Source organism: Marinobacter alkalisoli (assembly GCF_045449855.1).
GTDB lineage: Bacteria > Pseudomonadota > Gammaproteobacteria > Pseudomonadales > Oleiphilaceae > Marinobacter.
The window spans coordinates 89,865-115,799 of sequence record NZ_JBJJLC010000012.1 but is presented as its reverse complement, the minus strand read 5'-3'; the positions used below and the strand labels follow the sequence as shown (position 1 = coordinate 115,799).

26 protein-coding genes are annotated in these 25,935 nt (G+C 57.0%); 15 read left to right on the top strand and 11 right to left on the bottom strand.

Annotation, left to right across the window (positions count from 1 at the left end):
• Window positions 1-12 precede the first annotated feature (12 nt).
• Genes ACJO5Y_RS06255 through ACJO5Y_RS06245 form a run of 3 tightly spaced genes read left to right on the top strand, consistent with a single transcriptional unit; the run spans window position 13 to window position 2,032 of the window.
• Window positions 13-858, top strand: a complete 846-nt coding sequence (locus ACJO5Y_RS06255; RefSeq protein ID WP_406985565.1) for an Mrp/NBP35 family ATP-binding protein — start codon at window positions 13-15, stop codon at window positions 856-858.
• On the top strand, window positions 855-1,559 hold the full coding sequence (locus ACJO5Y_RS06250; protein ID WP_406985564.1) for a biotin/lipoate--protein ligase family protein: 705 nt from the start codon (window positions 855-857) through the stop codon (window positions 1,557-1,559). Before ACJO5Y_RS06255 ends, ACJO5Y_RS06250 begins: the two co-directional genes overlap by 4 nt.
• The gene (locus ACJO5Y_RS06245; protein ID WP_406985563.1) at window positions 1,556-2,032 is read left to right on the top strand and encodes a DUF6505 family protein; all 477 of its coding nucleotides are present in this window, start codon (window positions 1,556-1,558) and stop codon (window positions 2,030-2,032) included. The genes ACJO5Y_RS06250 and ACJO5Y_RS06245 overlap by 4 nt, the downstream gene beginning before the upstream one ends.
• Here ACJO5Y_RS06245 and ACJO5Y_RS06240 read toward each other — a convergent pair whose 3' ends face one another.
• From ACJO5Y_RS06240 to ACJO5Y_RS06210, 7 genes are all read right to left on the bottom strand, one after another.
• Complete coding sequence (locus ACJO5Y_RS06240; protein WP_406985562.1) at window positions 2,033-3,280, bottom strand: molybdopterin-binding protein; 1,248 nt, start codon at window positions 3,278-3,280, stop codon at window positions 2,033-2,035.
• Window positions 3,277-3,795 (bottom strand): molybdopterin-guanine dinucleotide biosynthesis protein B, encoded by a 519-nt coding sequence (gene mobB / locus ACJO5Y_RS06235; RefSeq protein WP_406985561.1) that lies wholly within the window; start codon window positions 3,793-3,795, stop codon window positions 3,277-3,279. Before mobB ends, ACJO5Y_RS06240 begins: the two co-directional genes overlap by 4 nt.
• Window positions 3,792-4,379 (bottom strand): molybdenum cofactor guanylyltransferase MobA, encoded by a 588-nt coding sequence (gene mobA, locus ACJO5Y_RS06230; protein ID WP_406985560.1) that lies wholly within the window; start codon window positions 4,377-4,379, stop codon window positions 3,792-3,794. Before mobA ends, mobB begins: the two co-directional genes overlap by 4 nt.
• Window positions 4,372-5,241, bottom strand: coding sequence for a formate dehydrogenase accessory sulfurtransferase FdhD (locus tag ACJO5Y_RS06225; protein ID WP_406985559.1), 870 nt, complete (start codon window positions 5,239-5,241; stop codon window positions 4,372-4,374). Before ACJO5Y_RS06225 ends, mobA begins: the two co-directional genes overlap by 8 nt.
• Window positions 5,242-5,306: 65 nt before the next feature.
• A complete protein-coding gene (locus ACJO5Y_RS06220; RefSeq protein ID WP_406985558.1) occupies window positions 5,307-6,113 on the bottom strand; it encodes an ABC transporter substrate-binding protein in 807 nt (268 codons plus the stop codon).
• A 43-nt stretch (window positions 6,114-6,156) separates the two neighbouring features.
• On the bottom strand, window positions 6,157-6,900 hold the full coding sequence (locus ACJO5Y_RS06215) for an ABC transporter ATP-binding protein (protein WP_406985557.1): 744 nt from the start codon (window positions 6,898-6,900) through the stop codon (window positions 6,157-6,159).
• Window positions 6,897-7,595 (bottom strand): ABC transporter permease, encoded by a 699-nt coding sequence (locus ACJO5Y_RS06210; protein WP_406985556.1) that lies wholly within the window; start codon window positions 7,593-7,595, stop codon window positions 6,897-6,899. The genes ACJO5Y_RS06215 and ACJO5Y_RS06210 overlap by 4 nt, the downstream gene beginning before the upstream one ends.
• A gap of 117 nt (window positions 7,596-7,712) precedes the next feature.
• Between ACJO5Y_RS06210 and ACJO5Y_RS06205 the strand changes: the two genes are divergently transcribed.
• On the top strand, window positions 7,713-8,597 hold the full coding sequence (locus tag ACJO5Y_RS06205) for a substrate-binding domain-containing protein (RefSeq protein ID WP_406985555.1): 885 nt from the start codon (window positions 7,713-7,715) through the stop codon (window positions 8,595-8,597).
• 40 nt (window positions 8,598-8,637) lie between these two features.
• Window positions 8,638-9,762 (top strand): putative sulfate/molybdate transporter, encoded by a 1,125-nt coding sequence (locus ACJO5Y_RS06200; RefSeq protein WP_406985554.1) that lies wholly within the window; start codon window positions 8,638-8,640, stop codon window positions 9,760-9,762.
• Window positions 9,763-10,076: 314 nt separating this feature from the next.
• Here the strand turns inward: ACJO5Y_RS06200 and ACJO5Y_RS06195 are convergent, their stop codons facing one another.
• From ACJO5Y_RS06195 to ACJO5Y_RS06185, 3 genes are all read right to left on the bottom strand, one after another.
• On the bottom strand, window positions 10,077-10,340 hold the full coding sequence (locus tag ACJO5Y_RS06195; protein WP_406985553.1) for a hypothetical protein: 264 nt from the start codon (window positions 10,338-10,340) through the stop codon (window positions 10,077-10,079).
• A 173-nt stretch (window positions 10,341-10,513) separates the two neighbouring features.
• Window positions 10,514-11,842 carry an amidohydrolase gene (locus tag ACJO5Y_RS06190; protein WP_406985552.1) on the bottom strand — a complete coding sequence of 443 codons (1,329 nt, stop codon included), beginning with the start codon at window positions 11,840-11,842 and terminating at the stop codon, window positions 10,514-10,516.
• A 51-nt stretch (window positions 11,843-11,893) separates the two neighbouring features.
• Window positions 11,894-12,895, bottom strand: coding sequence for a helix-turn-helix domain-containing protein (locus ACJO5Y_RS06185; RefSeq protein WP_406985551.1), 1,002 nt, complete (start codon window positions 12,893-12,895; stop codon window positions 11,894-11,896).
• 267 nt (window positions 12,896-13,162) lie between these two features.
• Between ACJO5Y_RS06185 and ACJO5Y_RS06180 the strand changes: the two genes are divergently transcribed.
• From ACJO5Y_RS06180 to ACJO5Y_RS06135, 10 genes are all read left to right on the top strand, one after another.
• Complete coding sequence (locus ACJO5Y_RS06180; RefSeq protein ID WP_406985550.1) at window positions 13,163-13,981, top strand: acyl-CoA thioesterase; 819 nt, start codon at window positions 13,163-13,165, stop codon at window positions 13,979-13,981.
• A 219-nt stretch (window positions 13,982-14,200) separates the two neighbouring features.
• Complete coding sequence (locus ACJO5Y_RS06175) at window positions 14,201-15,460, top strand: amino acid ABC transporter substrate-binding protein (RefSeq protein WP_406985549.1); 1,260 nt, start codon at window positions 14,201-14,203, stop codon at window positions 15,458-15,460.
• A gap of 96 nt (window positions 15,461-15,556) precedes the next feature.
• Entirely contained in the window at window positions 15,557-16,429 is an 873-nt protein-coding gene (locus ACJO5Y_RS06170; protein WP_406985548.1) for a branched-chain amino acid ABC transporter permease, read from the top strand.
• On the top strand, window positions 16,419-17,396 hold the full coding sequence (locus ACJO5Y_RS06165) for a branched-chain amino acid ABC transporter permease (RefSeq protein WP_406985547.1): 978 nt from the start codon (window positions 16,419-16,421) through the stop codon (window positions 17,394-17,396). The genes ACJO5Y_RS06170 and ACJO5Y_RS06165 overlap by 11 nt, the downstream gene beginning before the upstream one ends.
• A 13-nt stretch (window positions 17,397-17,409) precedes the next feature.
• Window positions 17,410-18,153 (top strand): ABC transporter ATP-binding protein, encoded by a 744-nt coding sequence (locus ACJO5Y_RS06160; RefSeq protein WP_406985546.1) that lies wholly within the window; start codon window positions 17,410-17,412, stop codon window positions 18,151-18,153.
• Window positions 18,150-18,866 (top strand): ABC transporter ATP-binding protein, encoded by a 717-nt coding sequence (locus ACJO5Y_RS06155; protein WP_406985545.1) that lies wholly within the window; start codon window positions 18,150-18,152, stop codon window positions 18,864-18,866. The genes ACJO5Y_RS06160 and ACJO5Y_RS06155 overlap by 4 nt, the downstream gene beginning before the upstream one ends.
• 384 nt (window positions 18,867-19,250) lie before the next feature.
• Window positions 19,251-19,511 carry a helix-turn-helix domain-containing protein gene (locus ACJO5Y_RS06150; RefSeq protein ID WP_406985544.1) on the top strand — a complete coding sequence of 87 codons (261 nt, stop codon included), beginning with the start codon at window positions 19,251-19,253 and terminating at the stop codon, window positions 19,509-19,511.
• Window positions 19,511-20,407: a type II toxin-antitoxin system HipA family toxin gene (locus ACJO5Y_RS06145; protein WP_406985543.1), complete on the top strand. Its 897-nt coding sequence runs from the start codon at window positions 19,511-19,513 to the stop codon at window positions 20,405-20,407. The genes ACJO5Y_RS06150 and ACJO5Y_RS06145 overlap by 1 nt, the downstream gene beginning before the upstream one ends.
• 582 nt (window positions 20,408-20,989) lie before the next feature.
• Window positions 20,990-22,054 (top strand): type IV toxin-antitoxin system AbiEi family antitoxin, encoded by a 1,065-nt coding sequence (locus tag ACJO5Y_RS06140; RefSeq protein ID WP_406985542.1) that lies wholly within the window; start codon window positions 20,990-20,992, stop codon window positions 22,052-22,054.
• Entirely contained in the window at window positions 22,020-22,865 is an 846-nt protein-coding gene (locus ACJO5Y_RS06135) for a nucleotidyl transferase AbiEii/AbiGii toxin family protein (RefSeq protein WP_406985541.1), read from the top strand. Before ACJO5Y_RS06140 ends, ACJO5Y_RS06135 begins: the two co-directional genes overlap by 35 nt.
• Window positions 22,866-23,978: 1,113 nt before the next feature.
• Here the strand turns inward: ACJO5Y_RS06135 and ACJO5Y_RS06130 are convergent.
• Window positions 23,979-25,880 (bottom strand): FAD-binding monooxygenase, encoded by a 1,902-nt coding sequence (locus ACJO5Y_RS06130; RefSeq protein WP_406985540.1) that lies wholly within the window; start codon window positions 25,878-25,880, stop codon window positions 23,979-23,981.
• Between the last annotated feature and the right edge of the window lie 55 nt (window positions 25,881-25,935).

The window sequence follows — 25,935 nt, the reverse complement described above, 5'->3', positions numbered from 1 at the left end:
CCAGGACACAACATGGTTCAATACGTAGACGCCGACAAAAGCAAGCTGATCGGGACCGACGCGCCCCGCCCGCAGGACAAGAACCCGAAGGGAGTTGATCGCATCATCGCCATCGCCTCGGGCAAAGGCGGTGTTGGCAAATCGACTGTGGCCTCCAACCTGGCGGTGGCGCTGGCCTCGAAAGGTCTGAAGGTTGGCCTTTTGGATGCCGACGTCTACGGCCCCAGCCAGCCCCGCATGCTGGGGGTGTCCGGCCGACCGTCCAGCCCCGATGGGCACACCATCCTGCCCCTGCGCAACCACGGCGTGACCCTGATGTCACTGGGCCTGATGGCTTCGGATGACGAGGCCATCGTCTGGCGTGGCCCCATGTTGATGGGCGCCCTGCAACAGATGATGAACCAGGTGGACTGGGGCAGGCTCGACGTCATGCTGGTGGACCTGCCCCCGGGCACCGGTGACGTTCAGATGACCCTGAGTCAGAAATTCTTTGTGGCCGGCGCGGTTGTGGTCTCGACCCCCCAGGACATCGCGCTGATGGATGCGCGCAAGGGCATTGATATGTTCAACCGGATGGGCGTACCGCTATTCGGCCTGATCGAAAACATGGCTTCCTTTGTCTGCGATGGCTGTGGCAAGGAACATCATCCATTTGGTTCCGGCGGCGCCCGGGCGGAGGCGGAAAAGCTGGGCGCTCCCTTCCTGGGCGAGATCCCGCTGGATCTGGATATCCGGGTCGGGTCGGACGGCGGGGTACCGATTGTGGTGTCAAAGCCGGACAGCCCCCAGTCCAGGGCGTTCCAGCGTATCGCGGATGAGATTATCGCCTCAGAGGCATACGCCGAGGCCATCCGATGAATGAATCACCACAATTCCCGCCACTGCTCTCTGGGGAAGCGGCGCCCAGGCACACAGACCCCTTTGAAAAAGCCGTCAGCCGCGCCATCGCCGGGGTAGATTCAGGCACGATTTTCTACTCGGAGGCGGTCGATACCTTGCGTGCGGCCCTGGTGCTGTCGCCGGAAACGCCCCTGGAAGAGGCAATTCAGGCGGTCTATGTGGCCCAGATAGGCCTGGCGGAGAGCCTGGGGGCACTGGCCCCACCGGAAGTACCCGTGCACTTTCAATGGCCCGATCGCATCAAGGTCAATGGCGCGGTCTGCGGCAGTGTTCGCTTTGCAGCGGATGTGTCAGACGCCAAGGCTCAGCCGAACTGGCTGGTGATCGGCATTGAGGTACCTTTCTTGCCAGTGAGTGATGAGCCCGGAGAAACGCCGAATCAGACCTGCCTGCATGAGGAAGGTTGTGTTGAGATCACGCCCATGGCGCTACTGGAAAGCTGGTCCAAACACACGCTGCTATGGCTGACCTACTTTATGGACAGCGGCTTCGAGCGCATACACAACGAATGGCGGCCACGCTGCGATACCCTGGGAAAAATGATCGAGCAGCCCAGGGCCGGACTCTTTGTGGGGCTGGATGAGAAAGGCCGCATGCTGTTGCGTCAGGACGTTATGACCGAGACAGTGAGTTTGATTGAATTTGCGGAGCACGTATGAAACTGGCGCGGACCCTGAGACTGGATGTATCCGATGACAATGTGTTTGCCCTGCCGGCCCCCAGTGGTGAATGGGCCATCTCGGGCGGATTCGAGTTTTCCAACTGGACCGAGGCGGACCTGACGGGCAAGGCCCGCCAGGCCTTCCGCAACGGCTGGTACAGCATAGAGTCCGGTGGACGCGCCAGTTTCGTTGGCGTGTGCGACATCACTGAAGCCGAGCTGGAGGAGTTGCGCCAGACCCTGGCGCGGACCTTTGTCGAGTGTTACGGCGCGCCGGATATCGATGCGGCCTACCCGGTTGCCTGTGAAGAAATCGACCAGATGCGCAGCATGTGCGAGGACTTCGAGGATAACACCCTGCTGATGGTCAGTCGCACGCTGACCGAGCTGGGGGTCGAGGAAACCTACCGCTCGCAGGCTCCCCGGGATGCGTCACTGGAGGCGTTTGCCGTTCACGGCAGTGTCGACTGATTACAGCCCGAAGCTGCCGTAGGGTATAAACCGCACGGGGGTTCCCGGCTCGATCTGCCGGGCGCTTTCATCCAGTTCCACCAGCCCCTCGGACCAGGCCAGCCCGGTCACCCGGCCCGAGCCCTCCGAACCGAAGACTTCTACCTTCCCATTGCGAACCCGGGCCCTCAGCATCTCGCTGCGCCCCGGCTTCTTGTTCTTCGAAAAATCCGCCGGTATCAGGTAGCCCTGGGGCTCAAACCATTCACCGCCGGCCAGCAGCGCCATTGCCGGCGCGCCGAAACGCAGCGCGCAGACCCAGGCGGCCACCGGATTACCTGGCAGACCCACCACGGGGGTTCCCTGGAACATGGCCAGCGCCAGTGGACGGCCGGGCTTGATGGCGATTCGCCAGTTGCTGATCTCACCGTGGGCTTTCAGCGTTTTTGACACGTGATCCTCGTCGCCGGCCGACACACCGCCGCTGGTCAGGATCAGGTCGCATTGTTCCGCGCCCCGCTGCAGGGCCGCTTTTACGTCTTCAGCCCGGTCGAGCGCATGGCCCAGGTCCACCAGTTCATAGCCCAGTTGCGTCACCAGGGCGCTCAGCATCGGGCGGTTGGCGTCATAGATCTGCCAGTCGGTCACCGCCGAGCCGACCGGCTTTACCTCATCACCGGTGGACAGGACGCCGACGCGCAGCCGCTGGTAAACGTCGACCGACGCCACGCCCACGCTGGCCAGAACTGAAATCTGTGTCGGTGTCAGACGGGTACCTGCCGTGAGAATCCGGTCCCGGGCCTGGATGTCCTCACCGGCTTTGCGCGCATTGGCGCCGGTTTTCAAAGTGCCGTTCAGATGCAGCTGCCCATCGACGACCTCGCAGTCTTCCTCCAGCACCACCGTATCCGTGCCGGCGGGAATCACCGCGCCGGTCAGGATGCGGATGGCGTGGCCCTCGGGCACCTGCCCCGTATACGGTTCCCCGGCGGCGCTGCGACCGTCAACCAGTGGCAGGGTGCAGGGCGCGTCTGTCAGGGGGCCCGCAAACGCATAGCCATCGACTGCGGAATTGTTACTCGGGGGATGGGGGCGAGGCGCATGGACATCGCTCGCCAGTATCCGGCCATTGACCTGTGACAGGGGAACGGAGTGCTCCACGTCCACCACCGGATGTAAACGCGAGCGCAACCGCGCCAGCGCCTCTTCTATCGGCGTCCAGTTCACCCCGGGGGGCAAGGCAAAACAGTCGTTACGAAGCTGGTTCATGATTTTTCCGCTCGTGACTCTTTTGGGCTGAGGCTTGGGCTCAGAATAAAGTCGGCAATTCCGGCGACATCGTTGATATCGAAAACCGGGCCCGGGAAGTCCGCTGCATAGTCCGCTGCTACAGCAATAATGTTGGTGTCTTCCGGATAAAGGGGCGCGCTCGGGCATTCCCGCCTGTGTACCTCGATCTTGGGGTGTGCGTGGGTTTTAAAGCCCTCAACCACGACCCAGTCGCAGGGGCTCAGTCGCGCCAGCAAGTCATCCAGGGTTGGTTCTTCGGCGCCCCGCAGCTCATGCATGATGGCGAAGCGCTGTCCACCCGCCAGAATGACTTCGCGGGCCCCGGCGTCACGGTGTTTGTAACTGTCGGTGCCGGGCTGGTCCACGTCCACCGCGTGGTGAGCATGCTTGATTGAGTTTACCGTTAATCCCCGGCCGGCAAGCTCATGAATCAGAGCGGCGGCCAGCGTGGTTTTTCCGCAGTTTTTCCAGCCCACGATGCCGATAACGTTCACTTCAGGTGTTGCTCCGCCCAGGCCAGGTCTTCCGGCGTATTAATATTGAAAAAGTCGTCCTCGCCAAAAACCACCAACGTTTCACCCTGGGCTTGTGTCCACTGGCGAATCTTGCGTACGCCGTCATTCAGGGCGGCTCGCAGATCCTGTCGCAACGACACCTGCCAGCGGCCAAACGTCGGCTGGGGGAGGCGGCCGCGTTCCGGATCGGGTGTGGCTGCCAGCACCACCGGGGTATCATGCCCGGCCAGCCGCTCTACCAGGTCCAGCGGGAACGATGGAGTATCAGCGGCGACACTGATCAGCCAGTCATGGCCCTGTTCGGCAGCCCAGTCCATTCCCGCCAGCACACCAGCCAGAGGACCCGGATAGCCAGGTACAGAGTCGGCCACCACGGGCAGACCCAGATCATCAAACCGACTCGGATCTCCGTTGGCGTTCAACACCACGGCATCGACCTGCGGCGTGATCCGGTCGATGACCCGCTGGATCAACGACTGATCCCCCAGCATCAATCGCCCCTTGTCACCACCACCCATACGGTTTGCCTGGCCACCGGCCAGGATGACAGCACAATCAGTCATGCTCTGCCCCTTTTCGACGCAATTTCTTGTCTTCATCGGGAACCTGCGACAAGTCCTGGTCGAACACCAGGCGGTGCTGGCCACTGAGACAGGTGAATTTCTTGCCTCGCATCCGTCCGATCAGTGTCAACCCGACCTGCCGGGCGATATCGACGCCCCAGGCGGTGAAGCCCGACCGGCTGATCAGGGTCGGGATGCCCATCAGGGACGTCTTGATGACCATTTCGGAGGTCAGACGGCCCGTGGTGTAGAGGACTTTATCGGCTGCCGGGATGCCGTTCAGGTGCATCCAGCCAGCAATCTTGTCGACCGCATTGTGGCGCCCGACATCCTCCATGTAGGCCAGGATTTCCCGGTCCTGACACAGGGCGGTGCCGTGAATGGCGCCGGTTTCCATGTACAGGCTGGGGGTGTGGTTGATCTGGTAGGAGAGATCGTAAAAAGTGCTGGTGAGCACCGGTGTGTCCGGTAGCGACAGCCCTTCAAGCCCCGCCATCATGTCACCGAACACCGTGCCCACGGCGCAGCCGGAGGTCCGGGTTTTCTTTTCCAGCTTGTCTTCCACGTCCGTGACACCGGCGGTGCGGACCACGGCGACTTCCAGCTCCTCGTCAAAATCAATCTTCGTGACCTCATCGGTCTCCTTCAACATGCCCTGATTCAGCAGGAAACCCAGTGCCAGGTACTCCGGGTGGTCGCCGATGGTCATGGCCGTGACGATTTCCTGGCTGTTCAGGTAAATCGTCAGGGGACGCTCCTCGATCACGCTGATCGACTTTGGTTGACCGATTTCATCAACGCCCTCAACCGTGCGGGACAGTCGAGGGTCTGTAGGATTCGGCAAAACCTTGGTTATCGTCATTATTATTGTAGCCCTCCCAGGAACGTCGCAGACTTGAATCCCGATGCAACTCGACAGAGATTAGCCTATTTGGCATTCGGGAAGAATAGCTGTTGTCCGTCCACTTTAAAGTCGGCAATCGCTTGTTGGCCAGTGTCGGACACCAGCCAATTGTGCCATTGCCTGGCCAGATCGTGCTTGAGGTGCGGATGCTTTTCTTCGGAGATCAGCACACTACCGTACTGGTTGAACAGCACTTCGTCGCCTTCAAAGAGCAGCGTCAGGTTCTGACCATTGCCAAATGCCACCCAGGTGGCGCGATCCGACAATACGTATGCATCCATGGCGGCGGCGGTGTTGAGGGTGGGTCCCATGCCGCTGCCGAGTTCGCGGTACCAGTCGCCGTCGGGCTCGACGCCGGCGTATGCCCAGAGGCGTAGTTCGGCGCGATTGGTGCCGCTGTCGTCGCCGCGCGAGGTGAAGGGGACCCCGGCATTGGCAATGGCCGCAAATGCGTCGGCGGCACTTTGCGCTTCACCGATATTCGCGGGATCATCTGCAGGGCCAATCAACACGAAGTCGTTGTACATGACATCGGCTCGCTCGCTGGCGGTGTCGTTGTTCACTAAGCGCTGCTCGCCGGCGGTGTCGTGCACCAGAAGGCTGTCGGCATCGCCGCGACGGGCGATTTCAAGCGCCTGCCCGGTGCCTACGGCCACCACCCGCACCTCAATGCCGGTGGCGTCTTCGAACCGCGGTAAAATGGCGTCGAACAGCCCCGAGTTCTCGGTGGAGGTGGTTGAGGCCAGCGTTATGTAGTCATGGGCGTAAGCGCTGAATGTCAGGCCCATGCTGATTACACCTGCAAATAACCGGGTCAAGACTGTTTTCATCCTGTTATTCTCCTGTCGCGGACTGAGCGCATCCAATGGGCAGCTACTCGACCAATCCTCCGGTAATAAACGCTTGCGCCTCTCGTGAGGCGGGCGCGTTAAAAAAGGCTTCAGCAGGGGTGTGTTCGCGTACTTTTCCGCCGGAAAGAAACAGTACATCCCCGGCAAGGCGCCTGGCCTGATGCAGATCGTGAGTGGTCATCACAATACGCGTACCCCGCTGATGAAATTCGCGCACCGCGGCCTCTACGGCTTTGATCGCCGCCGGGTCGAGTGCGGAGGTGGGTTCATCCAGAAACAGCACCTGAGGAGAAAGCACCCAGGCCCGCGCCAGCGCCAGGCGCTGCTGTTCGCCGCCGGAGAGTACGCGCGCGGGCGTATCGGTGCAGGCGGTGAGGCCAAAACGCTCAAGCGCATCAAAAGCGAGCTTCGCACGTGCCTTGCGCGGAACGTTATTCACCGCCAACGCGTGAATGAGGTTGGCCAAGGCCGAGCGGCGCAAAAGCACCGGTTGCTGGAACACCATCGCCTGGTGGGGGCGCCCCTCACCTGACCACGTCACCCGTCCCTGAGTGGGAGAGAGCAAACCGTGGGCCAGTCGCAGCACAAGACTCTTGCCCGCCCCGTTAGGCCCCATCACCAGGGTGGGGCCGGCGCCTTCCAGAGTGAATGAGCACGGTCCCAGCAACGCCTTATCCTGGGGGCTGAAAGCGACGCCATCAAAGCGCAGCGTCGGTGGCGGGAAAAGAGCGGACGAGGAGAGGAGTGGAGCGTTAAATGAGGTCATCCTGTCCGCCTTCTGGCCAGTTCACCCACCAGGTAGACGCCAGCGTTAATCAGCATGACCAGCGTCAACAACACAATTCCCAGCCCCAGCGCCAGGGGCAGGTTGCCCTTGCCGGTTTCCAGCACAATGGCGGTCGTCATTACCCGGGTGACACCATCAATGTTGCCGCCCACCATCATCACCGCGCCCACCTCGGCGCTGGCACGGCCAAACCCCGCAAGCAGAATGGTCAACAGAGTAAAGCGGGCATCCCACAACAGGGTAGGCATCATGCGTGGGCGCGACATGCCCAGTGAAATAAACTGCTCGCGGTACTCACCCAGAAGCTCTTCCACTTTCTGGCGCGAGAGCGCGGCCAGAATCGGCAATACCAGCACCACCTGGGCAATGACCATGGCACCCGGCGTAAACAGAAAACCCCACTCACCCAGCGGCCCGGCGCGGGAGAGCAATAGATATACGGTGAGCCCGACCACGACGGGAGGGAGTCCCATCAGGGCATTGAGCAGGACAATCATTCCGCCGCGCCCGGGGAAGCGCCACAGCGCCACTGCCGCACCGAGCGGAAACCCCAGCACAGCTGCGATCAGTACCGCCAGCAGCGAAACCTGCAGCGAAAGCGCTACGATCTGAAAGAGCGAGGCGTCGAGGTTTAACAGTAGCGAGAGAGCCACATTAAAAGCATTGTTGTCCACGGCTGCGTCTCCTTGATATTGAGCATCGTGGCGTTTCTGACTACGCTTTGCACAGTCTGTTGGAAATTATGCAGCTAAAAACAGTCTTGGGCTTTTCCCGGACAGCAGGAGAGACCGATGCCCCTTCCCGCTTACCTCACCACGGCCGAAGCCGCCGAGTATCTGCGCCTGAAAGAGCGCAAAGTCTACGACCTGGTCAGCCAGGGTGTTATTCCCTGTGTACGGGTGACGGGAAAGCTTCTGTTTCCGCGTCAACGTATTGATCTGTGGTTGATGAACCATCTGGAGGGGGACGATGCCGTCAGCGCTCCGACCCCGCCGGTCCTGGCAGGAAGCCAGGATCCGCTGCTGGAGTGGGCCGTGAAGGAGAGCGGCGCGGAGCTGGCTTTGCTGTGTCAGGGTAGCGGCGATGGCGTACAAAGATTAATTGCCGGGCGCGCGATGCTCGCGGGGATGCATATCTGGCATGCTGAAAACGAGCGCTACAATGACCCTGCCACGTTGGGGCTGAGCGGGATGCGTGATCTGGTGCTGATCCGGTGGGCAAAGCGCCAGCAGGGGCTTCTTTTGGCCCCCGATAACCCGCATAGGCTTGCACGACTTGAGGATATCGCCCGCCCTGGCATACGTCTTGCGCATCGCCAGCCTGATGCCGGCGTCAGCCATTTGCTACAAAGTTTGCTCGCCCGCCATCGCATCGATGCCACGCAACTTACGTGGGCGGCTCATCCGTCGCTCAGCGAAGATGATCTTGCTTTGGCCATTCGCCAGGGCGAAGCAGATGTCGGCCTGGGAATCGAAGCTGCGGCACGTCGCCAGGGGCTGGCTTTTATTCCTCTGCGGCAGGAAAGTTTCGACCTGGCCATGCGCCGGCGTCACTACTTTGAGCCAGCCATGCAGCGCCTGCTGGCGTTTGCCGGTAGCGAGCGCTTCATACAGCGCGCCGACGCGCTGGGCGGTTACGACGTCAGTGAACTGGGGCACGTTGTGTATAACGCCTGAGTGGCGCCAATAATAAACAGGCCAGTGAGTGGGAGTCTGCATGCCTTCAATCCAAAAAGATCCAGTGAAGGATGCCAGCGGGGCGTTGGGTGACATTGGTACCCTGATTCCACTGGGGCTGGGGGCAATCGGGTTGGCAGGATTGGCTCCGATACCCGTACTGCTGGGGTTTGCTGCGTTCTACATCGCAACGGGGCTGTATTATCGTCTGCCGATACCCGTGCAGCCCATGAAAGCGGTAACTGCATTGTTGCTTACGACCCAGGTGAGTTCCCAGAGCCTGATCGCCAGTGGCGTGCTGATAGGCGTCATACTGTTGTTACTGGGCTCAACCGGATGGATTAACCGGGCGGCGCGTCTTATGCCCAGATCGGTGCTGAGCGGCCTTCAGTTGGGGCTGGGGTTGATGCTGGCCAACATGAGCATAGGTTTGATGGCCACCTCCTTGCCGGTGGGTTTGGTCACTTTATCGATCCTGATCATTACCCTGAAGATGTTGCCGAATATGCCGGCAACGCTGATAGGTCTTTGTGCGGCTATGACAATTGGCATGCTGCTGGGGGCGCCGGGACTTCCGCTTCCTGTTATGGATCGGGTCACGTTTGCGTTGCCTGGCCTGCCGGGCATAAACGATTGGCAACAGGCGTTTTCCCTGTTGGTGCTGCCCCAGTTGGCCCTGACGATAACCAATGCCATCGTGCTGACCGCTCTTGTGGCGGAGGATTACTTTGGCGAGCAATCCCGTCGCGTTTCGCCAGCCCGGCTGTCAGTGACTACCGGCCTGGCCAACCTCTTTATGGTACCGCTCGGTGCCTTGCCCATGTGTCACGGGGCCGGTGGCCTGGCGGCGCACTATCGCTTCGGGGCCCGGACCGGCTTGGCCCCTGTATTGCTTGGCACATGTTTGCTCGCGGTCGCTTTCATACCGGGCGGCCTGTCAGTCATTGCGGCCATTCCAACGGCGGGTCTCGGAGCTCTGTTGTTAGTGGCTGCAGTCGAGCTTGCTATGTCCAGGCGTCTCTGGACAGTCAAACCATCCTGCTGGCCTGTCATCGCAATCACTGCGCTTGTCACCGTCTGGGCTGACCCGTTTTTCGGGCTTCTGGCCGGAGTGGCTTCGGAAACGGTTAGGGCGGCGTGGGTGCGGGGGAAGGAGATCGCCTAACAGATCGCTCGATCGAAAGTGGTAACGGCAATCCGACGATTCGGACACTGGATGGCATTGGATCGGTATTGAACTTCAAACTCTGGATTGAGCTGAGATGAAAGCGCAGGTGAGGAAAGCTGCGCCAGTGATCTTACTCAGCCTGGCTGGATAACTGGCTTTCAATCTGGTCCCTGATTTTCTCCATCGCAGGAAGGTATTTTCTGGCGGCCTCATCGATAGACATCGCCTCTGCAATGTAAACAAGGTTCAGGCAGGCCAGTACCTCCTCCCCAGATCGGATAGGGATGGCAATTGAGGCAATTCTTTCCTCCTCAATCCAGTTCAATCCTCTCTGCAGACGATATAGTCTTTGAGCGGGCCCTGCGACAAGCCGCCAGGGCCTTCAGTGCGTCGATTTTCAGTGGCAGCCCTAGTGCCCACTGAATATCCCCCCGCTCATAACCGATGTCAGAAAGTATCTGACCATTCTCCTCCAGCAACGATACAAACAGGCGCCGGAAATGGTGCCTGCGCCGAAAGATTCTGACCCAGAACTCAAGCGTTGCCATGAAGGCGGGCGGCGGTGTCGCCGGCATATAGAAGTCCAGACTGGGTGGCTGTTGGGGTGCATCAGGGCGCAGGGATGGGCGACGGAATTCCTGCTTACCCGGGCCGCGAAACAGGTCTTTCGCACACCCTCGGCGCTGAGTATGCAGATAAAGCGTCTGGAAGAGGTAGGGGCCGAAAATGGCCCCTGTGCTCGAAATTATCAATCTTGCTGGGGTGGATGGCTTTGCAGGTAGTCGCTCGTCAAGGCAGACAGTGCCTTGATTCCGGTGACCAGTGCCTTGTCATCCACATAGAACTCCGGTGAATGATTGGGAGCCGCATTTTTCATGTTCTCCATCGGTGTCACACCGAGGAAAAAGAACAGCCCGGGTACTTCCTTCGCATAATACGAAAAGTCCTCGGAACCGGTGACCAGTGGCACCTCGAACACCTGCTTGGGAGCGACACGCTTCAGGGTGGGTAGCATCTGTTGGGTGAGGGCAGGATCGTTCACCGTCGTGGCGTAATTGTTAACGATAGAAACGTCTGCTTCAGCGCCGGAAGCGTGAGCAATATGTTCCGTGGTCGTGGTCACGTGCTCGTTTACCTGCTGCTGCACGTCATCGTCAAAGGTGCGGATGGTGCCGCTCATTTTGACGGAGTCCGGAATGATATTGTGGCGGGAGCCGCCGTCAATGGTGCCGATAGTGACAACCGCCGGAGCCGGCATGATGTTGGTTTTGCGGCTGACCACCGTTTGCAGTCCGTTGATGATCTGGGCACTCGCTACGATCGGGTCAACGCCATCCCAGGGCTGTGCACCATGGGTTTGCTCACCTTTCACCGTGATATAGAGATCCGAGCTGCTGGCCATTGTGGGGCCGCTACGGTAGCCGATGATTCCGGTGGGGGCTTTTGAGGTCACATGAAGCCCGAAGATGGCGTCCACATCCGGGTTCTTGAGAACCCCTTCCTCCACCATCAGGCGAGCACCAAAGTGCTGTTCGCCTTTATAGACGTAGTCGCTGGGCCCCTCTTCAGCCGGCTGGAAAATGAACTTCACGGTACCCGGAAGTTGATCCCGGACGTTGGCGAGGTTCTGGGCGACCGCCATCAGGATAGCGACGTGGGCGTCGTGCCCGCAGGCGTGCATGACGTGAGTTTCCTCGCCCTGGTATTTCTGGATAACTTCAGACGCATAGGGCAGCCCGGTACGCTCCTTGACGGGCAGCGCATCCATGTCTGCCCTGAGACCCACCACCGGCCCGGGAAGGCCGCCTTTAAGGATGCCTACTACACCGGTTTTCCCGACATCGGTTTGGACCTCCATTCCCAGCTTGCGGAGATGGTCGGCGACCAGCTTGGCGGTTCGGTGCTCCTGATTGCCGAGTTCCGGGTGTTGGTGTACGTCATGGCGCCATTCAATGGCTTGCTGGTGAACAGATTCAGCGCCCTGTATGACCTGGTCTGTCAGTGATTGGTCTGCCATAACCAGTGGGGTCGTGACGGTTGTACAGGCAAGCGTGGCCCGTAGCAGTGCTTTACGCATGCTTTTCTCCTTGCGATTGTTGTTTATGTTTTAGCCGTATATCGGCACGGACTAAGTGGGAAGGGAGTGTTGGTACACAGAGGGTGAGCAGCCAAACCATTCCCGGAACGCCCGATAGAATTGGGCTGGCTGTCGGTAGCCGAGCAGCGAGGCGGTTGCTTCGTTGGAGTAACCTCTTGAAAGGTAGTTTCTGGCGAGTTTGCGGCGACTCTGATCCAGGATGTCCCGGAAGGTCGATCCTTCTGCGCGAATATGGCGTTGCAAGGAGCGTGGGCTCACAGCCAGCAGGTTCGCGCACCGGTCGATATGCGCCTCTCCCCGGCGGGATAGCGGCGGAATCAGGATTTCGACGGATTCCAGCCAGTTGGGTTGCCCCTGTAATTGTTTGAGCCGCCGTTCGCGCCTGGCCAGTTTTTCCACAGGGCATGCTTCCCAGTCGAGCTGTCGGTTGAGCTGTTCCGGAGAAAACTGAATAGCCGGCTCGCTACCGCCAAAGTGCACCGGGGCGGGAAATAAATGATGATACTGGTCCTGGATGGCGAGGGGAGGCACATGGTTAAGCCTGATGAGATCAATGGACTGAATGCCCAGGGCCACCAGAATTCGCGAAAAGCTGTAAACCATCGCATCAAGCTGTTCGTGGGCCCCCGAGTAGCCGGTTGCCGGCGTTATCCGAAGAGTGGCTGACTCAGGGGTGGATTGTAGCTTGATGGTGCAAAGATCCGAATTCACCCTCATGTAACGACAGAGCAATGAGATGGCTTCGTCCAGACTCAGGGCGCCCGCCAGGAATGTCCTTCCCATGAACCCGGGATCGTAGTTCAGGTGGCTGTAGGCCTTTGCCAGCAGGAGCGGGTCGTCGCGGCCTTCGGTAATAGCGGCCTGGAGTTCCAGCAGGTGTTCCAGGGGGATGCGAGCGGAGTGCGGCCGCGGCCCTATCATTGTGCTCAAGGACGCTTCCAGTTTTGCTGGCTCAACAACGTGCCTCAATCCCTTGACCGTCGTCAGGAAATGTTCGCGGGAGACCGATGATTCAGGAGTCGCTTCGAGCATGGTGTTTTTGTCTTGTTGTTCGGACGTCAGACCGTCGCCTCAGGCTGGAACTCACCTGAGATCCTATGTGGAGAAATTACGGCTTGGGAGACGTGAGGGCAAGTGCAATCGGCGCCAATCGGGTTATGAGTCTTTTGCTTCCGGATCGTGGGGCAGGAGGCGGTCCAGTGACTCATCGATCAGTGTATGCAAATATAGCCATCAAAATCGCTCACCGGACACAGGGTCCGGAACCGCGTCGGCATACCATCCGTTCACGAGGCACTCATGACACATAACGAATCACCCGTTCATCCTCTCGATCAGGCGCTCGCCCTGGAGCCGCTCGACAAAGGGCACTGGCAGGGAACGACCAGCCAGGCCTACGCCAACATGGTGGGGCCGTTCGGTGGTACCACCGGCGCAACCCTGCTCCAGGGTGTGCTGTCCCATGAGGAGCTCCTGGGCGAGCCGGTGTCCCTGACCGTCAACTTCGCCGCGCCGGTGGGTGACGGCAACTTCGAGGTGATCGCTCGCCCCGTGCGCACCAACCGCAACAGCCAGCACTGGTGGGTGGAATTGGTGCAAGACGGGGAAGTCGTTACCTTTGCCACGGTAGTGACCGCTCGCCGACGGGAGACCTGGGCGTCGACAGAGGCCGATTTCCCGGACGTTCCGCCGGCTTCCGACCTGCCGGTTGCCTCGAAAGAGGGAAGGCCAGCCTGGACCCGGAACTACGATATGCGGTTTGTGGATGGTGCGCTGCTGGGCGAGCCAGACAGGGATTACCCCTCCCGGAGCCGGGTATGGATGCAGGACCAGCCGTCCCGACCGCTGGACTTCCTGTCCCTGTCGGCGCTTTGCGACGCCTTCTTCCCCCGTATCTACATCCGCCGGCCAAAGCTGGTGCCGATCGGTACAGTATCCCTGACCACCTACTTTCATGCGGATGGCGAACAGCTGGCCTCGGTAGGCAGTGACCCTGTCCTGGGTGTTGCCCGCGCAAGCCGCTTTGGTAAAGGGTTCTTTGATCAAAGCGCGGAAGTGTGGAGCAGAGGTGGAGAGCTTCTTGCCACGACGCATCAGGTGGTGTATTTCAAGGAGTAAAGATCAGACCGTCTTTCTCAAAGAAGCCCCGCAGCATTGTGCCTCCAAAGCCCAATACCATTTGAGCGTATTTCGCTATTCAGTTTGAAAACGTCGGTAATCTGGACTAACACATAAGCATGTGTCTGGAATAACTGCATCAGCTGATTTTCGAGCGGCAGCACGGAGTATTCAGATATACAAAGCCACTGAATGCACCCATTGGGGGAGAGCAGGCTCATGAGTCATAAATTTTCCCGCAGGAAGTTTCTAAGGAATTCTATACTCGGCACCGGCGCAATGACCCTTGGTTTTCCAGCGTTAAACGTTAACGCGCAAGAGTCCAAGATTCGTGTTGGTGTCGTCACTTCATTATCTGGCGCAAATCGTTTCGGCGGTAACCTGACACGCCGGGGCTACGATCTTTGGGCCGAAGAAATCAACAAGCTGGGCGGCATCGAGATTGAGGGAAAGCGCTATCCCGTGGAAATGTTCTATGGCGATGCCCAGTCACGACCTGCTTCCGGTGCGGATGCTGCGGAACGGCTGATCATTCAGGACGAGGTCGATGTCCTGTTCGGGCCCTATACCTCTGGCGTCACCCTCGCAGTACAACCCATCAGCCAGAAATACAGGGTGCCGATGATTTCCGGATCCGCGGAGTCTCCGAATGTCTGGCTGGCAAAGCCGGATTTCAATTTCGGCATGATTCCGGCGGTGGATCTCACCACCGATAAATCCATGGTGGTGCTGGCGGAAAACCTTGGCGATCGGGCAAAAACCGCTTCGGTTATCGGGGTTGACGAACCGTTTTCCAAGGAGACCGCGGAAGGCTTCCGCAAAGGTGTCGAAGAGTCGGGGCTGGAGCTCCTGAGTTACGAGCTGTTTCCCGCTAACTCTGATCTGTCGGCCATTGTATCCAAGCTGAAATCGAGCAACCCGGATATCGTGGCTGTCGGAGGGCATGAAGATATCTTTATCAATTTTGTGAGTACGGCGAAGGCGCTGAATTACAAGCCCAAGGCCCTGATCATGCACTACGGTGTAACGTCGGCAGCCTTTATCAAAGAAACCGGAACCGACTCAAACGGCATCCTCGGTGTCTCCGTGTGGACAGAAGGATTACCTTACAAGGACGAACTGTTCGGAACCGCCAGTGACTATTCAGATCTGTCCTTTTCCAGGTGGGGAACACGACCGGATTACACCGAAGCGGCCTGTTCGGCCAGCGGCCTGGTACTGCAGGACGCCGCACGCCGGCTCGGTAAAGCGCCACCCTGGGATCAGGAAACCCGTGCGGAACTCGCCAAGGCCATTGAAGATACCGACATTGAAACCTTCTACGGTCCAGTAGGGTTTGCCAAGGAAGGGAGTCATTTCCACAACAATACCAAGCCGGTGCCGGTTGTCATCCAGATCAAGAGCGGCGATGTTGTGCCAGTGGCTCCGGAGAATGCGTCCAAGGGAGAGCTTGTCTACCCAATCCCCGGCACTTCGTGACACACAGCCGGATGTACCGTCGCCGACAGTTCTCCTGAAGGGAAGGCTGTCGGCGACGGCAACAAGCGTGGATGAGTCTGGATAAGGAGTACCGAGTTGGACCTTTTCCTGCAGACACTTGTAAACGGCATCCTGATCGGCGGCATCCTGATTTGCCTGACCATCGGGTTCCAGCTGACCTTCGGCGTACTGCACGTGATCGACTTTGCTGTCGGGGGCTGGACCATGCTCGGCGGCTACACCGCCTATTGGCTGGTAACCCTGGCCGGCATTGACCCCTTTATCAGTATTTTCCTGGTTTTCGCGCTCTTTCTGCTGATCGGTCGTGGGCTGGGCCCGCTGATATACCATGTCCGGACCAGCCGGTATGCCCGACCTGACCTGATGGCACTGGCCTTTACTTTCGGCATATTCCTGTTCATGCGTGGGGGCGCCCTCTGGCTCTGGTCCTACAACAGCCGCAGTGTCGAATCCGTCTTGTCGGGTCAGTTCCTGAGTCTGGGTCCGATCACCATTCCGCTGATGCGATTGTCTGCCTTTCTCATGGCGCTGCTGTTCAGTCTGGGGCTGTTTATTCTGCTTTATCGGAGTCGCTTTGGCATGGCCGTCAGGGCGCTGGCGCAAAGCCATGACCATGCCGGGTTGATGGGGGTAGACGTAAAGCGGGTTTCCGCCTGGGTGTACGGTATATATACCGCTTTGACCGCATCCGCCGGGGTGCTGATCGCGACCATCTATTCCGTTAATCCCAGCGTCGGCATTCGCTACACGCTCTTTGCATTCTTTGTCGCGGTGCTCGCAGGGCTTGGATCGGTTGGCGGTGTTCTGGTCGCCGGCCTCGCTCTTGGTCTGCTTGAAGCTTATGTCGGCACCTATATTGGTGCCCGATATTCCTTACTGATTGTTTTCGGAACCCTGTACCTTGTCCTTCTGGTTGCACCCAAAGGAGTTCTGGGACGTGGCATCTAAACCTGTTCTAACCCCAAAACTCATCGTCCGGGCACTCCTGATCGGGGCTATTGTGATCGCCCTTGCGGTATTGCCCGCCTTTATTGACTCTTACACTCTGAGAATTGCGACCGGCGCGCTTATGTGGGCGGGTCTGGCCTGTGCCTGGAACATTGTGGGCGGTTACGCCGGGTATATCAGCTTCGGGCACTCGGCATTCTTCGGAATCGGCGCCTACACCACCGCCATCCTGATGCAGTCAAATATTGGCGCCTCGTTCTTTGTGACCTTGCTGCCGGCGATCATTCTGTCCATCGCCGTTGCTGTGGCCATTGGCGGGCCGACCATGCGGCTCAGGGGCGCCTATTTTGCCATCGCCACCTGGGCGTTTGCCGAAATGCTGATGCAACTGGTCACGGTACTCGACTTTACAGGTGGCACAGCCGGGCTCTCCGTGCCTGCCTACCTGAATGAGTTTTTCTTCTACTACATCATGCTGATCGCATCAGCGGCCAGCTTCATCGGGGTCTGGCTGTTAATCGAACGTTCACGCTTCGGATTCCGAATCAAGGCATTGCGGGATGACGAACCGGCCGCCGAGTCGCTGGGCATCCGGACAAACCTGGTGAAAGTCCAGTCTTTTGCTCTCTCGGCAGCCATCACCGCACTTTTTGGAAGCATCTACGCCTACTGGACCACCTATATCGATCCCTACTCTGTCATGGGGCCCGAGATTACCGACCAGATGGTGGTCATGGTTCTTCTTGGCGGGCTTGGAACCGTCTGGGGCCCGGCCCTGGGCGCGGTATTGCTCTGGATCACCAATCGTTACATCTGGTCGACGTTCGGGGACACCGTCATCTATCTACCCATACTCGGCGTTATTATCGCGCTGGTGGTTCTGTTCCTTCCCAACGGATTGATTAGCCTTATCGTGGGACGCCAGCGCGGTAAGGAACTTATTTCCAGAATTCTCGGCAAACTTTAGGAGAAGGCCTCTGATGTCATCTGCGTCCCGTAAAGCCGAGTCACCAGAGTATCCGCCGCTGGCCATTGAGTCGGTTACCAAGCACTTTGGTGGAATTACCGCAGTCGACGACGTTTCACTCTCCGCCGATGTTAGTGAAGTAGTCGGGGTTATTGGCCCCAATGGTAGCGGTAAGTCGACGCTGTTCAGCCTTGCTGCAGGCGGACAGAAGCCTGATGCCGGGAAGGTACGTTTGCAGGGAATCAACGTTACTGGCTGGCCCACCTGGAAAATCGCCCGTAACGGCATAAGCAGAACCTTTCAGATTCCTTCCCTGTTTCTCAATATGACTGTCAGGGACAACCTGCTGGCGGCCGCCGTTGAAGGAGACTGGCAACGTGCCCGTGAGAGGATGGAAAGTACGCTGGAAATGCTGGAAATCAGCCACGTGGTCGACAACCTGACCTCGGAGCTTTCTGGAGGTCAGCAGAAGCTGGTGGAATTCGGACGGGTCTGCGTGCGCGACCCGAAAGTGATCCTGCTCGATGAAGTCACTGCGGGCGTGCATCCGAACATTCGCCAGATAATCCTGGACGCCATACAGCGGTTAAGAAAAACCGGCATCACGTTTCTGGTGATTGAACATGACATGGAAATGGTAAAGGAAATTTGCGACCGGCTAGTGGTGATGGATCAGGGCAAAATCGTCGCGGAAGGCGACTTTGAAACCATTGCCAGCGACACCAACGTCCAGAAAGCCTACCTGGGGCGCACATGAGCAACGAGCTGAGAGTCGACAATCTGGTTACCGGTTATGGCAAACAGGAGATCGTGCATGACATCACCGTCTCTGCACCTCCGGGGCAGATAACCTGTATTTTCGGACCCAATGGCAGCGGAAAGTCCACTGTCATAAAGGCGATTGCCGGTCTCCTGCCCGCATGGTCCGGACGGATAACACTTGGCGATACCGAACTCACCGGATTACCGGTACACAACATGGTGCGCAAAGGCATTGTGATGATGCCTCAGGGCGGTGGCGTGTTTCCGCGATTTACCGTCATGGAAAACCTCAGGATGGGAGGCTATGCGCTAGACGAGAAGCATGTCGTTGAAGAGCGCATTGAATCCCTGATTGCGGATTATCCGAACCTGCAGCAGCGCAGAAATACCCCTGCGGGCTCACTGTCGGGGGGAGAGCAGATGATGGTGGCCATCGCCCGGGCCCTGGTTACAGACCCTGCGTTTGTGATGCTTGACGAGCCATCGGCCGGACTCTCGCCCGCACTGGTCCACGAAACCATGGAGCGAGTCGTCAGTCTGAAGGACCGGGGCGTCGGCGTTATCATGGTGGAGCAGAATATTCGTGAAGCCCTACCTGTCGCCGACAGTGTTTATATCTTTGCGGGTGGGAAGCGCAAGTTTGCCGGCACGCAGAAGGACATCCGGGATGACGATCATTTGATGTCGATCTATATGGGCGGGAGTTGAAGCAATCTACAGCAGTCTGATATTTACTAAAGACCAGGCATGGTTCTTGTGCCCGCAATATCAAGTGGGTGAGGAGCTTGCTCATTTCGAGGGGCACATCACTTCAATGTGTCAGGACTTCGATTTATCCCCCCCCCCTCTGAAACTAGGCCTTTAATTTAATGCTGCTCTTCCGGATGATCCTAAGTCCGATTCAGGTCCAGCGGAGGTTGGATAAGCTTGCTCCAACTGCTTGTGTTTTCTGCAACCACTTCGCCCATATGAGCGGTTTGAGCGGTACTCTTTCCTTTTAAGTGTCCCAATATAGGTGCAAATTTAATCCAGGTGATCAACATGTGAATATATTGGAACATAATCCATTTGTTTGATGGCATGGTGGTTCCTATGGCGTCACGAGAGAAAGAGCTCGGCCAGCAACTTGCTGAGCGAAGAAAAGCTCTTGGCTTCAAGACTCAGCAGTCTTTAGCGGAGTCAACGGGCGTTCTTCGAAAGCGCATTAGTGAAATGGAGACGGGGCGGTACACCGGCAGGATCACTGATCTTTATCGCGTTCTGGCTACGCTGGGTCTCGAAATGGACTTCAGGGTGACCAGCAGGCCGACTCTGGATGATCTTGAGTCGTTATTTCCTGCGGAGAAGGATTAATGGCTGAAAAGATAAAGACCCTGCGCGTAATCGCCGGTGAAGTGGAAGCGGGTACGCTGACAAAAGGGGCGCAATTCAGCTTTCAATATACAAAAACTGCTCAGAGTAAAGATGCTGTTTCTCTGGTAATGCCAGTTGTTGAACGCGATATCAGCCGAAACGCCTTGCATCCGGTGTTTGAGATGAACTTGCCTGAAGGCTACTTGCGTCAACGCATTGTTGAGCAATTCCGTAAGCACGCCAAGGTCGATGAAATGTTCTTTCTTGCCCTGCAGGGCGCATCGTCAATCGGTCGCCTGGGATTTGAGTCGGAAAACAGCGAACCAAAGTCTGCCCTTTATCTCCCGGAGTTGATCGTGAAAACCAGTGGCCCGGAGTTCTATCTTTCCGAGGACAAGCGCTTATTCATAATGCGACGGTTTGATATCACCCACGATGGTCGCCGCCTGGGCATGGAAGACATTTGTGTTCTGATGGGTATTCCTGCCGATGACAAATATGATCGGAGCTATGAGCAGGTGGCCAGGGCAATAAAGGTCTTTTCGGAAGACCCCAACTCTGATCTGGAAACGTTCTTTCGCTCTTTGTGCGTTTCCGTACTGGTCGGGAACGGTGATGCGCACCTGAAAAACTTCGCCATGCTGTACGACGCCCCCAGTACTGGCAAGGGATGTTTGTCGCCCATGTATGACATCGTGAATACCACGGTTTATCAGGAAGGGGACACCATGGCCCTTAAGCTTTCAAAAACCAGGGACTTTCCGAATCGGACAACGATGATCAGGTTTGGTCGAGAGCATTGTCACCTCACTGACAAAATGGCCCAGGCCACTATCGATCAATGCATTGACGCTATTCGATGGGGTATGGCGCAGTTTGCTGATTATGCCGAGTAAGTCGAATTTGAAGGCCGAACGCTTGGAGGAGAGCTGGAGAATGGCGTTGGCCGTTTGATGAGGCCCGCTGATAAGCAAAAATTCTGGAAAGGTGAGGTACGGAAGCTCAAGCGGATACGGTGATTGGGAGTGGCTGCGCTTTCACGCAAGTCTTTGATATATGGCCCGCCCGTCAGGATTTGGACCTGAGATCTTTGTTTCCGGAGGGCACCTCACTACGTCGTCTATAGTGACAATATTCGCCTAGGTACTTGGTTTGGCACCTGTGATTGTAGTTGGTATTGCATACTTGATGCGCGTTCCAAGAGCTTCAAAGCGCAGCGCTAACAGTCTTAATTTTCAGAGTAGTTTTTAGCTCAGAGTTCCTTTTCAGGATCTGATGCCGAGAGGCGTATTTGACCGGCAAATGGACCAATCTGTTCGATTCCGGTTGGGCATTTTGGAGTGCTATGGTTGGAGCTCAATCGGGGCTTCAAGGGCATCGGAATTTCTTTTTGTCCTTGTGAAGGATGTTCACTTATTGCATCTGTTCATTATTAATGAACAATGATATTGTGTGAACAAAGCTCAGGCGGAGTACGTATGACATTATCTATCAGTGAAACCGCATTACTCGACCAAGCGCTCCTCGCATTTAATCGAGAGACGGGATTGAGCTTCAACAAGCAAGAAGTAAGTGAATTATTTCCGGATGCCGCTGATACAAGTCTCGAATTGCGCCCGCACGGGATCGAGTACAGCGTGGAACTAAAGCGTTGGATGCAGCAGGCAAATGTGGGGGCCATTTTGGCCCAACTGCAGAGAATGCCTGCTCCCGCTCTTCTTGTTGCGGACTATGTCAATCCTAATATGGCGGATCGTTTGCGCGACGCAGGCATGCAGTTCATTGATGCTGCGGGCAATGCTTATCTCTATGAAAAAAACCTATACATCTTCATCAAAGGCAATCGCTTGCCATCGGAGTATTCTTCACCTCGAAAGACGACAAGGGCATTCAACGCTTCCGGATTAAAAGTGATCTTCAGTTTTCTGCTGGAACCACGTCTGGTCGGTGAGACCTATCGCACAATCGCTGAAACCAGCGATGTTTCGCTGGGAACCATTGGTTGGGTTTTGAATGATCTCAAAGATAGAGGGTATGTGCAGGAGCACGGAAAAGGGCGCTCAAGGTCACTGAAAACGCCATTAGAACTGTTTGATCGATGGGTTGAGGCGTACCCTGAAAAGTTGTTGCCTGAGTTGGATATGGGCTTTTTCCAGACACGATTCCAGTTGCCCTGGAAGGACATAGAGCCAACGGGGTTTGGTGGTTGCTGGGGTGGAGAAGTTGGCGCTTCTATCCTGGATGATTACCTTTCGCCGGCGCAGGGCCTGATCTACGTGCCGAAAAGCAGTTTCAAAGACTTGCTGATAAATTACAGACTCCGAAAAGCTGACAGAGATAGGACCACAACATCCGACACCATTCGAGTCTACGAAAAGTTTTGGCACAGCTTCCCGGAAACTATCGACACAAATACAAAGCACCAGGTAGCTGCACCAGACATTCTCATCTATGCCGATCTGCTGGCGAGCGGCGATCCTCGAAACCTGGAAGCGGCGGAACGACTTTATGACCGAATTAAAACTCGACTCCGGGTCGATTGATCCGATTCAGCTGAGAACCTATGAGGCAATAACTCGGGTCGCAACGGAGAGACAGGTGCCTTTCATCATTGTCGGCGCCTCTGCTCGGGATCTGGTCATGCACCATGGCTATGGAGCATCGGTTCAGAGGGCGACGCGCGATATTGATCTTGCCATTCAGGTCCCTGACTGGGAGGGTTTTGATAGCATCCGCGAAAGCCTGATTGAGGAAGGCTACACGAAGACCGATATTCCCCATCGCTTATACGACTCGCAGGGTATCCCTCTCGATATCATTCCGTTTGGTCCACTTAAAGATACAGACTCAAAAATTGCATGGCCGCCCGACGGTGACGTGAAGATGGTGGTTATGGGATTTCAGGAAGCGCTTGAAAATGCCGTTTGGGTAATCGTTGATAGGGACCCGGCATTAAAGCTTCCTGTAGCCAGCCCACAAGGGCTGGCGCTGCTTAAATTGATTGCATGGTTTGAAAGAGACGCACAAACACGAAAAAAGGACGCTGCCGACTTAGCGTACCTGGCAACAAACTATGAGAATATCCCCGGGCTTTTGGAACAATTGTATCTGCAACACGACACTGTCCTTGAAGCCTATGACTGGGACACTCGGCTCTGCGGTGCCCATGTGTTCGGTCTCGAAATTGCTCAGGTTGCTAGTGCCTCAACCTTGGCGTTCTTGAAGGGGATACTGGACGAAGATCGGCTTGCTGATATGGAGAGAGATGGAGGGCTTTTGGGGGAGGATGCCAGTATGGGGGTGTTGGCGGCTTTTCGAGCAGGTCTGGTGAGTATCGTGAAAGATCTTGTATAGCTTTGGTGGTGGTCAGCCCCGTTGAGTTTAACCCTGAGTTAAGCCAAAATTTAGAGTTGCCTAAAAGGTCAAGATGGACTCGCAACGCTTTGGGCGCGTTGCTCGGGGTTTCGCCCCGCCTTCGCTGCGGCGCCCAAACTGCTGGCGCAGTTTGTATTCGGCCGCTTAGCGACCTCACCCCTACGGGGCCGTCGTCACTGCGTTCCGACGTTCCCTCCGCCTGCGTTGCAGGCTACGGGTCGAACGCAGGTTCTCAACAGGACTAACGAACAAACCAGAGTTCCATAAAAAAGCCCACACGAAGTGGGCTTTTTTATGGAATATGGCCCGCCCGATAGGATTCGAACCTATGACCTTTGCCTCCGGAGGGCGCTGTACCAGGGTGTTTTAGCGAGGGGTAAATCGGTGTAATGTTAGAAAGTTCAAGCGGTTGCGTTTCACGTTCGGCCTTCTGAAAAACCTTTTAATACCGTTGTTTATACGATTTAGGCCAAGTTTGGGCACAGGGTTGTCCGGTTAGAATTGCGAAAAACCTACCATAACAACCGTTGCCCTGTACCCTTGATTTCATACTTTACTTGCCCAGTTGCACGTAAACAACTACCTCAATTTTGTCCGGTTGCAGCTGCGCTGAATTGGACATATTTCAGGCATTATAGATTAGCGGCTTTTATGTGCTGCCCCGTTGTGGCTTGTATGGCACAACTCTATGAGGGTGGCCATAGCTTACAGAGGTATCGTCAGTTAACGATTGCGGCCTCAGCGCGGGGGTGGTGAAGCGGGGATCTTGCTGAAATAAAAAAGTGGTTGGCTCAGAAAAAGCGCCCCCGCCTCAAGCGCATTGGGTTTTACCCCGTCACTGCAGACATTCCTTACAAGAGGCACATTGTGCCAAAGGAGTGTTCATGTCCAGACGCAGAAAATGTTGTCTAAGTCCTTACGGGTACGCTCGGTTGGGCACAGTCGATGTTAACCTGATCTTCCGGGTTTTTACCCTCGAGGCCGGAATGGCGCGAACAAGGCATTGCCGTAACAGTTAAGGATGGTAAGCCCTGGCCAAGAATGGCCAGGGCGTTGACGTATTACAGGCACCATTCAGTGCGCGATATCACGCTAGCGTGCACGGCTGTTCAGGGCGTCGTCAAAGAACAGTGCCAGTTCCTCGACCGCTTCCAGTGGAAGCACATGCGATACATATTGGTCAGGTCTCACCACAACAACGGCACCGTTCCGGTCGATGCCCCGAGCCTCGAAGATGTCCGCCTCAGCGTTGATGGCATAGACCTTTTCGTAGTCGGTTAGTTGGAAGGGACCGACTTTCGGTTTGAAAATGCTAGGGATATCTGGGCCGAAATCAATTTCCCCATGGGGTTGCTGGTAGATCACCTTGATGTCGAAGAGGCTATCGAGGTCGGTTCCCTCTGGCGTATATTTCACCACTGGAGAGTCCGGTGACTTCAGCATCCATTCAGCCCAGCTCGCGAGATGGGAGCTTTCATCGGGAAGGGCGTTGTCGGCGAAAGCATAGATACGCCAGCGTCCATCAGCGGTCGCGTGATGCCCCAGGTGCACAGGGTTGCCATCGCAGACTCGCATGACAGGCGCCGATTTAAAGCGTTTGCCGATTGGAAAACCGGTTGCCAGCGCCTGATGCTCCGTGCCGCCGGTGATCATCGACTTGGGATATTCGGTCATGAAACCGGCAGGGAACTCGGCGGTTTTGACGTAGAAATCCGCAAGTTCCTCGGGATTCTCGAATTCCTCGGCCGGCTTGGCCATCAGGGACGACCACTCGCGATCAAAGTTGATCAGGTTCTGGGCGACCTCGTGCCGTTCGAGGGAATAGGTTTCCAATAGGGATTCCGGGGCGACGCCTGAAAGTACATGGCCCAGTTTCCAGGCGATGTTCCACCCGTCCTGCATGGATACGTTCATACCCTGACCGGCCTTCGCGCTGTGGGTATGGCAAGCGTCGCCCGCGATAAAGACCCGGGGTGTCCGGGTGCCGGCCTCCTCGGGAGGCACGTTGTCGAATTTGTCGGTAATACGGTGGCCCACTTCGTAGACGGTGTACCAGGCACAGTCCTTCACCTCGAGCGTATAGGGGTGCAGGATCTGATTGGCTTTGGCGACGGTGGTTTCCAGGGTGGTCTGGCGAATCTGGCGATTGTCGTCGTCAGGAACCTCACCCAGATCGACGTACATACGGAAGAGATGGCCGCCTTCCCGGGGAATGAGCAGAATGCTGCCGCCGCTTGCGGACTGGATGGCACACTTGGTGCGGATGTCCGGGAAGTCTGTGGTCGCGAGTACGTCCATAACGCCCCAGGCATGTTTGGCGGCCTTACCTACGTGCTTGCGTCCAATGGCTTCGCGCACACCACTGTGAGCCCCATCGCAGCCAAGGACATACTTGGCCCTCACTGTGCGTTGCTGGCCTTCCTGGTCGCCTGAAGCGTGGCGCAAGGATACGGCGACCGGATATTCCTCACCGTCATGAATTTCCAAGCCCAGAAATTCCAGGCCATAGTCCGGCTGAATGCGGGCGGGGGCATTCTTTGCAAATTCGGCGAAATAATCTAGCACACGGGCCTGGTTGACGATCAGGTGGGGGAATTCGCTGATTGCACCATTCGGATCGTCAAGAGCCACCTTGGAACGGGTGATATTTTCCGGGTTTTTGGTGTCTGGCGCCCAAAAGGCCATTTCGCTGATGCGGTAGGCTTCCGCAGTGATTCGGTCTGCAAAACCGAAAGCCTTGAATGTCTCGACGCTGCGCGCCTGGATACCGTCGGCTTGGCCGATTTCCAAACGCCCGGGACGGCGATCGACGATACGCGTAGTGATGTTGCTGAACTTCGCTAACTGAGCGGCGGCGATCATCCCGGCGGGGCCGCCGCCGACTATCAGGACGTCCACGCACTCCGGTAGGACTTCTGGACGGTCGATGCCGCTTCCGGCTGCACTTTCGATACGCGGATCGCCGGATACATAGCCATGATGATGAAATTGCACGGTGCTTCTCCTTATATTTGTTTGGGCGGGCTGGTCGAGGTACGAGTGCCATTTA

What these genes read in the sequence shown, in the direction of transcription:
- mobA (WP_406985560.1), bottom strand. Translation starts at nt 4,379, where the DNA reads ATGACTGATTGTGCTGTCATCCTGGCCGGTGGCCAGGCAAACCGTATG.
- ACJO5Y_RS06155 (WP_406985545.1), top strand. Translation starts at nt 18,150, where the DNA reads ATGAGCAACGAGCTGAGAGTCGACAATCTGGTTACCGGTTATGGCAAA.
- ACJO5Y_RS06240 (WP_406985562.1), bottom strand. Translation starts at nt 3,280, where the DNA reads ATGAACCAGCTTCGTAACGACTGTTTTGCCTTGCCCCCCGGGGTGAAC.
- ACJO5Y_RS06200 (WP_406985554.1), top strand. Translation starts at nt 8,638, where the DNA reads ATGCCTTCAATCCAAAAAGATCCAGTGAAGGATGCCAGCGGGGCGTTG.
- ACJO5Y_RS06255 (WP_406985565.1), top strand. Translation starts at nt 13, where the DNA reads ATGGTTCAATACGTAGACGCCGACAAAAGCAAGCTGATCGGGACCGAC.
- ACJO5Y_RS06140 (WP_406985542.1), top strand. Translation starts at nt 20,990, where the DNA reads ATGACATTATCTATCAGTGAAACCGCATTACTCGACCAAGCGCTCCTC.
- ACJO5Y_RS06145 (WP_406985543.1), top strand. Translation starts at nt 19,511, where the DNA reads ATGGCTGAAAAGATAAAGACCCTGCGCGTAATCGCCGGTGAAGTGGAA.
- ACJO5Y_RS06135 (WP_406985541.1), top strand. Translation starts at nt 22,020, where the DNA reads ATGACCGAATTAAAACTCGACTCCGGGTCGATTGATCCGATTCAGCTG.
- ACJO5Y_RS06160 (WP_406985546.1), top strand. Translation starts at nt 17,410, where the DNA reads ATGTCATCTGCGTCCCGTAAAGCCGAGTCACCAGAGTATCCGCCGCTG.
- ACJO5Y_RS06215 (WP_406985557.1), bottom strand. Translation starts at nt 6,900, where the DNA reads ATGACCTCATTTAACGCTCCACTCCTCTCCTCGTCCGCTCTTTTCCCG.
- ACJO5Y_RS06205 (WP_406985555.1), top strand. Translation starts at nt 7,713, where the DNA reads ATGCCCCTTCCCGCTTACCTCACCACGGCCGAAGCCGCCGAGTATCTG.
- ACJO5Y_RS06245 (WP_406985563.1), top strand. Translation starts at nt 1,556, where the DNA reads ATGAAACTGGCGCGGACCCTGAGACTGGATGTATCCGATGACAATGTG.
- ACJO5Y_RS06250 (WP_406985564.1), top strand. Translation starts at nt 855, where the DNA reads ATGAATGAATCACCACAATTCCCGCCACTGCTCTCTGGGGAAGCGGCG.
- ACJO5Y_RS06225 (WP_406985559.1), bottom strand. Translation starts at nt 5,241, where the DNA reads ATGACGATAACCAAGGTTTTGCCGAATCCTACAGACCCTCGACTGTCC.
- ACJO5Y_RS06175 (WP_406985549.1), top strand. Translation starts at nt 14,201, where the DNA reads ATGAGTCATAAATTTTCCCGCAGGAAGTTTCTAAGGAATTCTATACTC.
- ACJO5Y_RS06185 (WP_406985551.1), bottom strand. Translation starts at nt 12,895, where the DNA reads ATGCTCGAAGCGACTCCTGAATCATCGGTCTCCCGCGAACATTTCCTG.
- ACJO5Y_RS06220 (WP_406985558.1), bottom strand. Translation starts at nt 6,113, where the DNA reads ATGAAAACAGTCTTGACCCGGTTATTTGCAGGTGTAATCAGCATGGGC.
- ACJO5Y_RS06150 (WP_406985544.1), top strand. Translation starts at nt 19,251, where the DNA reads ATGGCGTCACGAGAGAAAGAGCTCGGCCAGCAACTTGCTGAGCGAAGA.
- ACJO5Y_RS06190 (WP_406985552.1), bottom strand. Translation starts at nt 11,842, where the DNA reads ATGCGTAAAGCACTGCTACGGGCCACGCTTGCCTGTACAACCGTCACG.
- ACJO5Y_RS06180 (WP_406985550.1), top strand. Translation starts at nt 13,163, where the DNA reads ATGACACATAACGAATCACCCGTTCATCCTCTCGATCAGGCGCTCGCC.
- ACJO5Y_RS06195 (WP_406985553.1), bottom strand. Translation starts at nt 10,340, where the DNA reads ATGCCGGCGACACCGCCGCCCGCCTTCATGGCAACGCTTGAGTTCTGG.